The sequence below is a fragment of the Streptomyces sp. NPDC052109 genome, assembly GCF_040680195.1.
Lineage (GTDB): Bacteria > Actinomycetota > Actinomycetes > Streptomycetales > Streptomycetaceae > Streptomyces.
In genome coordinates, this window is sequence record NZ_JBFAWF010000001.1 from 231,692 (window position 1) to 243,693 (window position 12,002).

Genomic DNA, 12,002 nt, shown 5'->3' on the forward strand with positions numbered 1-12,002 from the left:
GTCCTCACATCCGCTTGAGGACCGCCTGCTTGGCCCGGGCGAACTCCTCGTCGGTCAGCACCCCGTCACGGTGCAGGTCCCCCAGCTCGCGCAGGCGGCGCAGCAGGACGTCGTGGTCGTCGCCCGCGGCGGGCGCCTCGTCGAGCACCGGGGGAACCTTCGGCCGCCGAGCACCCTCCGCGGCCGGATGCGGCAGCCGCGCCTGTACGGCGGCGGCCACCAGCGCCATCAGCGGGTCCCTCTTGAAGCCCCACAGCTCGACCGCGTTCGGGTCGTACTTGGGCGGGGCCGTCACCGGGGCGCCGCGCACCAGGAAGCGCAGGTGGCCGTTCTCCAGCCCGGCCGCCGGCTGCCACTGCACACCGAGCACGTCCGCGAGGGGGATCGTACGGGGGCCGGTGGCGGCCTTGGCGTCCTCCGTCTTCCAGTTCCACTCCAGCCGAACCCGCTCCCCGTCGAAGGCCGCCGTGCCGTCCCCGGCCGAGGCGGACACCGGCAGCGGCGGTCCCGGCAGCAGGTACCCGGCGACCGGTTCCGGCGGAACCCCGTCCAGCAGCAGCGCGTTGCGCACCTCGTCCGCGAAGTACTCGGCGACGCCGTACCGGTCGGAATCCACCGTCAGCTGAAACGGGTCGTTCGGCTCGGCGAGCCGGCCGCCGGTGGCCTGCGTCAGCGGATCGGCGCCGTCGCGCAGTCGCAGCCTCAGCCGCCCCGACCGCCGCCCCTGCTCCAAGGAGACACCCGCCAACGCACCCAGCGGTACGACGAGTTCGCCCAGCTCGCGGCGGAGCGGGCTCACGTTCTTGTCCCGGCCCGGGGTGAGCCGCAGGGCGTCGCCGTCGAAGGCCCAGGTGCCGTCCTTCTGGATGATTTCCGCCATGGAGGGATTGTTTCACCGGATCTGCGGCAGAGTGGTCTCGACCACATCTGAAGGGAGCGCATGTGAGACGCAACCACAGCACGACTCCCCGGACCCCTCGCATCCTCGGTTCCCTGCTGCTCGTCGCGGCGGCCGGGGTCTTGACCCTCGGCGCCGCCCCCGTCGCCGAAGCCGCCGCCCCCACCCCCCTCGGCCAGGTGGTCCCGGCGCCCGCCTCCGTCGAGCCCGGCGGTACTCCGTACCGCATCACCCGGGCGACGAGCGTCCGCGTCGACGACTCCGCCGAGGCCCGCCGCGTCGGCAGCTACCTCACCGGCATCCTGCGGCCCTCCACCGGCTATCCGCTGCCGCTCACCGACCACGGCGCCGGCGGCATCCAACTCCGCATCGTGCAGGGCGGCTTCGGTGCCGAGGGCTACCGGCTGCACAGCGACGCGGCCGGCGTCACCATCACCGCGAGCGCCCCCGCCGGCCTCTTCCACGGCGTCCAGACGCTGCGTCAGCTGCTCCCGGCGGCCGTCGAGAAGAAGACCGTGCAGTCCGGCCCCTGGCAGATCGCCGGCGGCACCATCGAGGACCGCCCCCGCTACTCCTACCGGGGCGCCATGCTGGACGTCTCCCGGCACTTCTTCACCGTCGCCCAGGTCAAGCGGTACATCGACCAGCTGGCCCTCTACAAGATCAACAAGCTGCATCTGCACCTCAGCGACGACCAGGGCTGGCGCATCGCCATCGACTCCTGGCCGCGCCTCGCCACCTACGGCGGCTCCACCGAGGTCGGCGGCGGCAAGGGCGGGTACTACACCAAGGCCCAGTACCGGGAGATCGTCGCCTACGCCGCCTCCCGCTATCTGGAGGTGGTCCCCGAGATCGACATGCCCGGCCACACCAACGCCGCCCTCGCCTCCTACGCCGAACTGAACTGCGACGGCCAGGCACCACCGCTGTACACCGGCACGGAGGTCGGCTTCAGCTCGCTGTGCGTGCCGAAGCAGGTCACGTACGACTTCGCGGACGACGTCGTCCGCGAGCTGGCCGCGCTCACCCCGGGCCGATACCTGCACATCGGGGGTGACGAGGCGCACTCCACCAGCCACGCCGACTACGTGACGTTCATGGACCGTGTGCAGCCGATCGTCGCCAAGTACGGCAAGACGGTCATCGGCTGGCACCAGCTCACCGGTGCCCACCCCGCCAAGGGCGCCCTCGCCCAGTACTGGGGCCTGGACGGCACCAGCGCCACGGAGAAGGCCCAGGTCGCCAAGGCCGCCCAGAACGGCACCGGGCTGATCCTGTCCCCGGCGGACCGGGTCTACCTCGACATGAAGTACACCAGCAGCACCGCACCGGGCACGAAGTGGGCCGGATACGTCGAGGTGAGGCGCTCGTACGACTGGAATCCCGGCGCCTACCTCCCCGGCGCCCCCGGCTCGGCCATCAGGGGCGTGGAGGCACCCCTGTGGTCGGAGACCCTGAAGACGTCGGCCGACATCGAGTACATGGCGTTCCCACGCCTTCCCGGCGCGGCCGAGTTGGGCTGGTCCCCGACGTCCACGCACGACTGGAACACCTACAAACTCCGCCTGGCCGCCCAGGCCCCGCGCTGGGACGCCCTCGGCATCACCTACTACCGCTCCCCCCAGGTCCCCTGGCCGCAGAACTGACCCCACACCGACGGGCGCCTCCTCCTGGAGGAGGCGCAGGCCTTTGGTCGGTAGTCGGCAGGGCGGTCAGGGTGAGGGATCCTGTCCCTGTTCCTGACCGCCCTGGGGGTGGACGGGTGGACTTTTTTGACTGTGCGGTTATGCGGTCGGCGGTGGGCACTACCGCCGGTTGTCCGTCAGTTGCAGAAGTTGAGGAGGTCGAGGAGGCCGTTGCCGCACTGGAAGTGCTCGCCGCCCTCCCCGCCGCCGTGGCCGTGGCCGTAGGCCGGGACGGCCTTGGTGGCGACGTGCGTGGCGGGCGTGGCAGCCACGGCGGACGTGGCGGTCGCCACCCCCGCCGCACAGGCGATGCTCGCGGCGGCACACACCGCGAGTACTCGCGGAATACGGGAAAGGGCCCTCTTGGGCTGAGGTGTAGTGTTCATGCACTCACCATGCACACCTTCGCGATCAGTTGCTCGCCGAGCGCATCCGGGCGGGTGAGCGACCTCCACAGGGCCGGACGACCGCGATGCGCCGCACATCGCTCGGTTGGCCTAGACGCCTCATGACAGCTCGTCAGGGCCGACGCGCCCCCGCTATGGGGTTCTTCAGGGTGCCCACCAGCTGGAGTGCGCCCGAGGGGTCGGAGAGGTCGACCATCTGTCTGTTGTCGCGCAGCTGGAGGCGGTTGAGGCAGGAAAGGGCGAACTCGGGGGTGAACATGTCGTACTGGCGGAACCTGTGGGCCAGTTCGGGGTGCGCTTCCTGGTACTCGTGGGTGATCTCCGCGACCGTACTCCAGAAGGCGTCCTCCTCCAGGATCCCCTCATCGGCGAGGTGGCCGGCCAGGAAGCGGAAGAAGCAGTCGAAGACGTCCGTGAGGATCGACAGCAACTTCTTGTCCTCCGGGACGTCCACGCGGATCCGCGCGACCTCCGGCGGCAGGTCCGCGTCGGGGTCCATCACCGCGATCTCCTCGGCGATGTCCTTGTAGACCGCTCGCTGTACGGCGCCGTCCTTCAGCACCAGGATGACGTTCTCGCCGTGCGGCATGAAGACGAGGTCGTAGGCGTAGAAGCAGTGCAGGAGGGGGGTGTAGTACGCCCGCAGGTAGCGGCGCAGCCACTCCGTCGGCGTCAGACCCGAGAGGGTGATCAGCGCGCCCGCGAACGAGGAGCCCTCGTGGTCCACATGCAGCAGCGAGGCCATCGTCGCGAGGGACTCGCCGTCCTGGAGCGAGGGCACCGGGCTCTCCCGCCACAGCGCGGCCAGCATCCTGCGGTACGGCGAGTAGCGGTCGGTGGCCCGCTCGTACTCCAGATGGCGGTAACCGACGGCCGCGCGCTCCCGGATGATCGTCAGGCCCGTCGACTTCAGCACCGGGTCGTTCTCGATCAGCTGGGCCAGCCAGTCGTTGATCGCCGGGGTCGCCTCCATGTAGGCGGCCGACAGCCCGCGCATGAAGCCCATGTTGAGGACGGACAGGGCCGTCTTCACGTAGTGCTTCTCGGGATGGGAGGTGTTGAAGAAGGTCCGGATGGACTGCTGGGCCAGGTACTCGTCGTCGCCCTCGCCGAGGCAGACCAGGTGCCGGCGGGCCACCTCCGCGGCGAAGGCGACGGAGAGCTTGTTCCACCACTGCCAGGGGTGGACCGGGATGAGGAGGTAGTCGGCGGGGTCCAGGCCCTGGTCGGTGAGGGTGGTGCGGAAACGGCTCAGGGTCCGTCCGCCCAGCTCCTCCCGCAGGAAGGACTCGTACTCGACCCCCGCCCCGGCCGTGAACGCGGCCCGCGAGCGGTGCGCCGCCAGCCACACCAGCCGGACGGGACTCGCGGTCTCCGGGGCGTACGACAGGTACTCGTGGATGCCGAACCCCAGCCGCCCGTTGTTCGCGACGAAACAGGGGTGGCCCTCGGTCATCCCGGTCTCGATCGCCTGGAAGCCGCCGGCCGCCAGCTCCGCGGAGGTGATGCGGGGCTTGGCGAGCTTGAAGCAGGTGCCGGAGACGGTGGAGGAGATCTCCTCCAGGTACACCGGCAGGATCTCCTCGCTCAGGCCCAGTGACCCCTTCAGCTCGATGAAGAAGTCCTGTGCGGACAGCTGGAGTTCGACGCCGCCACGGTGCCGGGAGACGGAATCGGCGTCGACCTGCCAGTGGTCGAGGGCCCGCCGGACGGCGGAGAAACGGTAGGAGGTCAGTCCGTCGTCGCTGTGGACGACGTATCGTCCGTCGTCGAGGGCCTCGGGTGCGATCAGGCGCTCGTGCGTGAACTCGGCGAGCGCCTTGCGTATGAGCAGGCGGTCGGCGGCCGCCCAGCGCTCGGGGGAGAGGTGGGCCACGGCGTCGGCGAGGCTCATGCGGCCACCCCCGTGGCGGCGGCGAACCGCTCGCGTGTGCAGAAGCTCAGCAGAGCCCTCTTCTCCGGCTTCCGGATCTCCCGCTCGGGCACGAACCCGACGGCCTCGTTGAGCGCGTGCACGGCCGTGTTGCGCACGTCCGGCTCGACGACGACGCGTCGCACCGCCGGATCCTCGAACAGGTGCGCCAACACGGCGGCGATGACGGCCCGGGTGAACCCGTGCACGGGCGTGTCGGTCGGCGGCGTGAGGAAGTGCATGCCGACGTCCCCGGGCTGCGCCTCGTACAGCCCGGCCAGCTCGCGGTGGGCGGGGTCGTACCGCTCCATGAGGAAGACGGGCTCCCCGTCCCTCAGACCCATGAGGGCGTGGTGGTGCTCGTCCGCCGCGATCTCCGTGTACGCCCGCTCGACGTCCTGGAGTTTCGCGTCCTGCATCATCCAGAAGGCCGCCTTGGGGTGGGTGACCCAGGAGTGCAGCAGCTCGGCGTCCTTCAGCGGGTCGAGTGGGCGGAACGTGAAAGTGCCCACCAGTGAGGTGGTGCTCATCGAGAACTCCTTGGCGTGAGTCGCGGATGTGTTCCCGCCCCGACGGGCGGGGGAGACGTCAGACGGCGAACTCCTGGAAGGCGATGGCCTTCTCCACCGGGTAGTACTCGGTGCCGAGCAGCTCCCGGATGATGTAGCTGTTGCGGTACGCGCCCATGCCCAGGTCGGGGCTGGTGACGCTGTGGGTGTGGACGCCGGCGTTCTGCAGGAAGACGCCGCGGCCGGTGACGTCGACGGCGTAGTTGCGGGCGACGTCGAAGTTGCCCTGGGAGTCGCGGACCAGCCGGTCGTGTACCGGCTTGAGGAACTCCGGTTCGACGTACTTGTACCCGGTGGCCAGGATCAGGCCGTCGGTGGTGATCTCGAAGCCCTTGCCCTGCTCCTCCTGGTGGAAGGCGAGGGTGTACGCGCGGCCGTCGTACGTCGCCTTCGTCAGCGCGGAGTTGGTGAGCAGGCGCGTGGGCACCGGGCCGCCGAGGTTCTTCCGGTACAGCAGGTCGAAGATCTCGTTGATCAGGTCGCCGTCGATGCCCTTGAACAAGCCCTTCTGCCGGTCCGTGAGCCGGTAGCGGGTCTCCTCCGGCAGGGCGTGGTAGTAGTCGATGTACTCCGGCGAGGTCATCTCCAGCGTGAGCTTGGTGTACTCCAGCGGGAAGAAGCGCGGGGAGCGGGTCACCCAGTTCAGCCGGTAGCCGTGGACGTCGATCTCGCTGAGCAGGTCGTAGTAGATCTCGGCGGCCGACTGACCGGAGCCCACCAGCGTGATCGACTCCTTCTGCTGCAGCTCGGCCTTGTGCCGCACGTAGCGCGAGTTGTGGATGAAGTCGCCGCCCAGGTCCCGGCACGCCTCGGGAACGTGGGGCGGGGTGCCGGTGCCGAGGACCAGCCGGCGGGCGCGGAACGTCTCACCGGCGGCGGTCCTCACGGCGTACAGCTCGTCCGCCTCGTCGTACCTCACCTCGGTGACCGTGGTGTCGAAGCGGACGCTGCTCAGCCTGTTCGCGGCCCAGCGGCAGTAGGCGTCGTACTCGACGCGCAGGGGGTAGAAGTTCTCCCGGATGTAGAAGGAGTACAGCCGGCCCTGCTCCTTGAGGTAGTTCAGGAAGGAGTACGGCGAGGTCGGGTCGGCCAGGGTGACCAGGTCCGACATGAACGGCGTCTGCAGGTGCGCGCCGTCCAGGAACATGCCGGCGTGCCACTCGAAGTCCGGCTTGGACTCCAGGAAGACGCCGCGGACCGCGTCGATGGGTTCGGTCAGACAGGCCAGGCCGAGATTGAAGGGCCCGAGCCCGATGCCCACGAAGTCGTAGGAGCGGTCCGGGGATTCAGCAAGCGCGGTCAAGGGACTCTCCCAGGTACTGCTCGGCGTGGCCGGCGATCAGATCGAGGACGGCCGCGATGTCGTCGGCCGTCGTCTCGGGGTTGAGCAGGGTGAACTTGAGGTAGTGGCGGCCCGCGACCTTGGTGCCGGCGACGACGGCGTCACCGGAGGCGAACAGAGCCCGGCGGGCGTAGAGGTTGGCGCGGTCGATCTCGGCCGGGTCGGTGACGGCGGCCGGGATGTGGCGGAACACCAGGGTGGACAGGGCCGGTTCGACGACGACGTCGAAGCGCGGGTCGCCGGCCAGCAGCCGGAAGGCCTCACCCGCCAGGTCGCACACCTCGTCGAAGAGCCGCCCGACGCCGTCGGCGCCCATCACGCGCAGGGTCAGCCACAGCTTCAGCGCGTCGAAGCGGCGGGTGGTCTGCAGGGATTTGTCGACCTGGTTCGGGATGCGCTCTGCGGCCGTGCGGCGCGGGTTGAGGTAATCGGCGTGGTAGGTCGCGTGCCGCAGGGTGGAGGCGTCGCGGACCAGGACGGCGGAGGAACTCACCGGCTGGAAGAAGGACTTGTGGTAGTCCACGGTCACCGAGTCGGCGCGTTCGATGCCGGTGAGCAGCGCGCGCCGGGTGGGGGAGACCAGCAGCCCGCAGCCGTAGGCGGCGTCGACGTGCATCCATGTGCCGTACTGGGCGCACAGCTCGGCGATCTCGGGCAGCGGGTCGATGGAGCCGAAGTCGGTGGTGCCGGCGGTGGCGACGACGGCCATGGGAACCAGGCCGTCCGCGCGGCAGCGCTCGAGTTCCCGGGCGAGGGCGACGGTCCGCATCCGCTTGTCGTGGTCGACGGGGATCGTGACGACCGACTCGCTGCCGAGGCCCAGGAGTCGGGCGGACTTCTTCACACTGAAGTGGCTGACCTCGGAGGCGAAGACCCGCAGTTCGGCGAGGGAGCCGGTCTTGGCCTCCTCCCGGGCCAGCAGCAGCGCCTGGAGGTTGGACTGGCTGCCGCCTGAGGTGAAGACGCCGTCGGCGGCGGGCCCGAGGCCGATCCGGTGGGCCGTCCAGTTGATGAGCTTGCGCTCGATGAGGGTGCCGCCGGCCGACTGGTCCCAGGTGTCGAGGGAGGAGTTGACGGCCGAGAGCACGGCCTCGCCGAGCACCGCCGGGATGACGACCGGGCAGTTGAGGTGGGCGAGGTAGCGGGGGTGGTGGAAGTAGACCGCGTCCCGGAGGTAGACGTCCTCCAGCTCGTCCAGGACGGCGGAGGTGTCGCCGAGCGGGTGGTCGAGGTCGATCGTGTCGATGCGGTCAGCGAGGGCGTCGACGGTGACGCCGGTGAACGGACGGTCGGTGGTGGCGAGTCTGGCCGCCACCCGCTCGACTCCTTCGGTCACGGAGCTGCGGTAGTGCTCCGCGGTGAGGCCATTGAGCAGGTGCGAGCGCATGTGGGGGTCCTCCGAGGGGACAGTCCGTGCGGGGGGGTGAACTTAGGTTAGCCTAACCTAAGTTTTTTTGATCAGGGCATGCCTCATCCGTCCGGGGACACGCCGACGGAAGTCACCCGGCGGCGCGCAGCTGTTCCTCGGTCATCCCCTGCCGCCAGTAGCCGACGAAGGTCACCCGACGCCGGTCCACCCCGCGCTCACCGACGAAGTGCCGCCGCAGCGCCTTGACGTGGCCCGACTCCCCGGCGATCCACACGTACGGCCGCTCGGTGAGGGGGGGTTCCGCGGCTCGTACGGCGTCGACGGCCATGGGGGACCCGTCGTGCCGTACGAGCCACGTGATCTCCGCGTCCGCCTCCGTGCGCACGTCCTGGATGTCACCGGCGTGCGGCACCTCCAGCCAGGCCCGGACGCGGGTACCGGCGGGCAGGGACTCGAGGATGGCGGTCGCGGCCGGAACGGCGGTCTCGTCACCCCACAGCACGACGAGGTCGGTGTCCTCGGGCGGGCGGAAGCGGATGGCGCGGTTGTCGGCGACGGCCGGGCCGAGCAGCAGAACCCGGTCACCGGGGGTGGCGCGGGAGGCCCAGCGGGAGCCGGACCCGACGCCGTGCAGCGCGAAGTCGATGTCGATCTCGTCCGGGTCGCGCCGAAGGGCCCTGAGCGTATAGGACCGCATCACGGCCCGTACGTCGTCCGGCAGTTCGCGCCAGGCCTGCCACCAGCCGTCGCCCCGTTCCAGGGGCACGACGGGCTCCGGCTGGCCCGGATGCGGCAGGAACAGCGACAGGGACTGGTCGCGTCCGTCGGAGTGGAAGGCGTGCAGATCGGTTCCGCCGAAGGTGACCCGGACAAGAGACGGCCCCAGCCGTCTCGTCCGTACGACCTGCGGGGAGAAGAACCGGAACGGGGCGGCTACGGCCGTCGTCATGGGGGCTCCTGAGGGAGGTGGGGGACTGCGGCGGGACCTCGGGGGCGCGGGGCTGCGCCGACCGGCCGCGCACGGCCGGCGGTCGCTCACCGTGCACGGGCCCCTCGGACAGGTGCCTAACCGACCTTCTTCGCCTTCTCCAAGGCCTCGGCCAGGTTCGTCAGCAGGGGCACGCACTTGTCGTACGAGAGGATCGGCTCCGGAGACCGGGCGATGACCTGGCCCGCCTTCACCGCGGGGAGCTTCTTCCAGGTCGGCTTGGTGATGTCGGCCGGCTGGATCGCCGACGACCGGTCGTCCATCATGATGACGTCGGCCCGGTACTTGTCGACGTTCTCCCAGCTCAGCGACTCGTACCAGCCGCCGCCCTGCTTCTTCGCACTCTCCGGCGGCTCCACGAAGTTCACGCCGAGGGCCTTGAAGTACTCCAGGTCGATGGAGAGGTTGCTGCCGGAGACGTAGAACAGCTGGTCGCTCGCGCTGCCGGCCATCACCCTGATCTCGGGCTTGGCCCTGGCCGCGGCGCGCAGCCGGGCGGCCGCGGCCTCGAACCGCCTCTTGGCGTCGGTCACCTTCGCGGCCTCCATGTCCGCGCCCAGCGACTCCGCCAGGTCCCACATGCGCTGCAGCGGCTGGGTGAGCTGACGGTCGTAGACGGAGACGCCGATGCCGGGGGCCAGTTGGGCGATCTTCTTCTTCGACTCCTCGGGGACGTACCAGAGGGTGCCCGCGTTGTCGAACATCGTGCTGATCAGTACGTCCGGCGCGAGCGAGGCGTACTTCTCGATGTTGAACTGGCCCCAGGTGTTGCCGAGGACGGTCACCTTGCTGACGTCCATGTCGCCTGCCTGGACATCGGGCTTGCCGCCCTTGGTGGTCGTCGGGCCGAAGACGCCCTTGACCTGGATGCCGTAGTCGTGGAGCGCGGCGCCGACGCCGGTGAAGGCGACGATGTTGGTGGGGGCCTTGTCGAGCCTCACGGTCGTACCGCGGTCGTCCTTGAAGGACCAGGGGCCGGACTTCGCGGCCGGCGTGCCCTTGCCGGAGCCACTGTCCTTGCCCTTGTCCCCGCAGGCGGCGAGCACGGCACCGAGTCCGACGGCGCCGCCCGCGGCGAGGAGGCCGCGGCGAGAGGGGTGGGTGGCACGGGCAAGGGGCATGGGTGTGACTGCTTTCGAACGGGGCGGAGCGCCCGCCGGACAGGTTCGAAGGTAGGTTAGCCTAACCTTGGTTGCTGTCCAGGGGGTGGGTGTGCGTGCCTCGTTCCCCGCGGGGTCCGGGGCAGGCCGGGGCCTGGTCAGTCGTCATGGCTCTAGTCCAGGCTGGCCCTTGCACACCCCGCCCCTCCGCAGGAGTCACGCATGCCCAAGCCCCGCTTCGCCGTTCTCGGTGCCGGCAGCATCGGCTGTCATCTCGGCGGCCACCTCGTCGCCGCCGGTCACGACGTGACGTTCATCGGCCGGCCCGCGGCCATGGAGGTGCTGCGCGAACGCGGGCTCACCCTCAGCACCTCCGTCCGGCCGCCCGTCCACCTCGCGCCGGACCGGCTGAAGCCGGCCACCGGGCCCGAGGCCGCGGCCGGCGCCGACTATGTGCTGGTCACCGTGAAGACCGCCGGCACCGGGGCCGCCGCCAAGGACCTCGCCGCCCATCTCGCCCCGGGCGCCGTCGTGGTGAGCTTCCAGAACGGGCTGCACAACCCCGCCACCCTGCGCGCCGCGCTCCCGGGCCACACCGTGCTGGCCGGGATGGTGCCCTACAACGTGGTGCAGTCCGAGCCGGGCACCGTGCACCAGGGCATGCCGGGCCGGCTCATGACCGAGCCCGACGCCACGCTCTTCGCCGCCTTCCGCGAGGCGGGACTGGCCATCGAGGCCCGCACCGACATGTGCGCGGTGCAGCACGCCAAGCTGCTGATGAACCTCAACAACGCGATCAACGCCCTCTCCGGGCTGCCGCTGCGCGACCAGCTCGGCGGGCGGGACTACCGCCGCTGCCTCGCCCTGTGCCAGCGCGAGGCCCTCGCCGTCTACCGGGCCGCCGGCGTCAGCCCGGCCCGCCTCGGCCCCACCGCGCCGGGTGTGACTCCGTATGTGCTGGGGTTGCCCGACGCCGTCTTCCGCCGGGTGGCGGCGGCGTCCCTGCGGATCGACGCCCACGCGCGCTCCTCGATGTGGGAGGACCTGCAGCGCGGCCGGTCCACCGAGGTCGACTCCCTGCAGGGCGAGATCGTCGCCCTCGCCGCCGCCCACGGGCGGACCGCCCCCGTGAACGCCCGTCTTGCCGCTCTCGTGCACGAGGCGGAATCCGCGCCGCGCACCTGGGCGGGACCGGACCTGTACGCCGCACTGCGGGCGGCCCGCTGAACCACGGGACGCCCGCCCCGCCCTCCGGCGAGCCCACCGCCCCTTCCCCCGAGCCACCCGTCGCCCGGCGACCTGCGCCGCCGCCCGACGGCCCGCGCCGCCGCCCGGCGACCTGCGCCGCCGCCCGACGGCCCGCGCCGCCGCCCGGCGACCCGCGCCGCCGCCCGACGGCCCGCGCCCGTGCTCGGGCGACTTGCCCCGCCGTCCGGCGGCCCGTGCTCGGGCGACTTGCCCTGTGCTCGGGTGACCTGCGCCGTCGTCCGGCGGCCCGGGCCCGTGCTCGGGCGAGTTGCTCCGTCGTCCGGCGGCCCGCGGCCGTGCTGCGGCCACGCGCCGCGCCGTCGGGTGACCTGGCCTGTGCTCGGGCGACTTGCCCTGTGCTCGGGTGACCTGCGCCGTCGTCCGGTGCCCCGCGGCCGTGCTGCGGCCACGCGCCGCGCCGTCGGGTGACCTGGCCTGTGCTCGGGCGACTTGCCCTGTGCTCGGGTGACCTGCGCCGTCGTCC

The 12,002-nt window shown here is 70.9% G+C and carries 10 protein-coding genes; 2 read left to right on the forward strand and 8 right to left on the reverse strand.

Going from position 1 to position 12,002, the window contains the following annotated elements:
• Positions 1-4: 4 nt before the first annotated feature.
• A complete protein-coding gene (locus tag AB0L59_RS01095; RefSeq protein WP_365577883.1) occupies positions 5-880 on the reverse strand; it encodes a DUF4429 domain-containing protein in 876 nt (291 codons plus the stop codon).
• Between the two features lie 62 nt (positions 881-942).
• Here AB0L59_RS01095 and AB0L59_RS01100 point away from each other — a divergent pair, with 62 nt between their 5' ends.
• Positions 943-2,544 (forward strand): beta-N-acetylhexosaminidase, encoded by a 1,602-nt coding sequence (locus AB0L59_RS01100; protein WP_365577885.1) that lies wholly within the window; start codon positions 943-945, stop codon positions 2,542-2,544.
• 176 nt (positions 2,545-2,720) lie between these two features.
• Here the strand turns inward: AB0L59_RS01100 and AB0L59_RS01105 are convergent, their stop codons facing one another.
• The 7 genes from AB0L59_RS01105 to AB0L59_RS01135 all read right to left on the reverse strand — a co-directional run bounded on the left by AB0L59_RS01105 (position 2,721) and on the right by AB0L59_RS01135 (position 10,291).
• Positions 2,721-2,969, reverse strand: a complete 249-nt coding sequence (locus tag AB0L59_RS01105; protein ID WP_365577887.1) for a hypothetical protein — start codon at positions 2,967-2,969, stop codon at positions 2,721-2,723.
• Positions 2,970-3,102: 133 nt separating this feature from the next.
• Complete coding sequence (locus AB0L59_RS01110; RefSeq protein ID WP_365577889.1) at positions 3,103-4,884, reverse strand: IucA/IucC family siderophore biosynthesis protein; 1,782 nt, start codon at positions 4,882-4,884, stop codon at positions 3,103-3,105.
• Positions 4,881-5,432, reverse strand: a complete 552-nt coding sequence (locus tag AB0L59_RS01115) for a GNAT family N-acetyltransferase (protein ID WP_365577891.1) — start codon at positions 5,430-5,432, stop codon at positions 4,881-4,883. Before AB0L59_RS01115 ends, AB0L59_RS01110 begins: the two co-directional genes overlap by 4 nt.
• Positions 5,433-5,490: 58 nt before the next feature.
• On the reverse strand, positions 5,491-6,774 hold the full coding sequence (locus tag AB0L59_RS01120) for a SidA/IucD/PvdA family monooxygenase (RefSeq protein WP_365577893.1): 1,284 nt from the start codon (positions 6,772-6,774) through the stop codon (positions 5,491-5,493).
• Positions 6,758-8,200: a lysine decarboxylase DesA gene (gene desA, locus AB0L59_RS01125; RefSeq protein WP_365577895.1), complete on the reverse strand. Its 1,443-nt coding sequence runs from the start codon at positions 8,198-8,200 to the stop codon at positions 6,758-6,760. Before desA ends, AB0L59_RS01120 begins: the two co-directional genes overlap by 17 nt.
• A 112-nt stretch (positions 8,201-8,312) precedes the next feature.
• A complete protein-coding gene (locus AB0L59_RS01130; protein ID WP_365577897.1) occupies positions 8,313-9,131 on the reverse strand; it encodes a siderophore-interacting protein in 819 nt (272 codons plus the stop codon).
• 116 nt (positions 9,132-9,247) lie between these two features.
• Positions 9,248-10,291 carry an ABC transporter substrate-binding protein gene (locus AB0L59_RS01135; protein WP_365577899.1) on the reverse strand — a complete coding sequence of 348 codons (1,044 nt, stop codon included), beginning with the start codon at positions 10,289-10,291 and terminating at the stop codon, positions 9,248-9,250.
• Positions 10,292-10,492: 201 nt separating this feature from the next.
• On the opposite strand from AB0L59_RS01135, the gene AB0L59_RS01140 reads away from it, so the two are divergent.
• Complete coding sequence (locus AB0L59_RS01140; RefSeq protein ID WP_365577901.1) at positions 10,493-11,497, forward strand: 2-dehydropantoate 2-reductase; 1,005 nt, start codon at positions 10,493-10,495, stop codon at positions 11,495-11,497.
• The last annotated feature ends 505 nt before the right edge of the window (positions 11,498-12,002 follow it).

Bases quoted from the DNA above. Each gene is read 5' to 3' on its own strand.
- AB0L59_RS01095 (WP_365577883.1), bottom strand. From the start codon at position 880: ATGGCGGAAATCATCCAGAAGGACGGCACCTGGGCCTTCGACGGCGAC.
- AB0L59_RS01105 (WP_365577887.1), bottom strand. From the start codon at position 2,969: ATGAACACTACACCTCAGCCCAAGAGGGCCCTTTCCCGTATTCCGCGA.
- AB0L59_RS01110 (WP_365577889.1), bottom strand. From the start codon at position 4,884: ATGAGCCTCGCCGACGCCGTGGCCCACCTCTCCCCCGAGCGCTGGGCG.
- AB0L59_RS01115 (WP_365577891.1), bottom strand. From the start codon at position 5,432: ATGAGCACCACCTCACTGGTGGGCACTTTCACGTTCCGCCCACTCGAC.
- desA (WP_365577895.1), bottom strand. From the start codon at position 8,200: ATGCGCTCGCACCTGCTCAATGGCCTCACCGCGGAGCACTACCGCAGC.
- AB0L59_RS01130 (WP_365577897.1), bottom strand. From the start codon at position 9,131: ATGACGACGGCCGTAGCCGCCCCGTTCCGGTTCTTCTCCCCGCAGGTC.
- AB0L59_RS01135 (WP_365577899.1), bottom strand. From the start codon at position 10,291: ATGCCCCTTGCCCGTGCCACCCACCCCTCTCGCCGCGGCCTCCTCGCC.
- AB0L59_RS01140 (WP_365577901.1), top strand. From the start codon at position 10,493: ATGCCCAAGCCCCGCTTCGCCGTTCTCGGTGCCGGCAGCATCGGCTGT.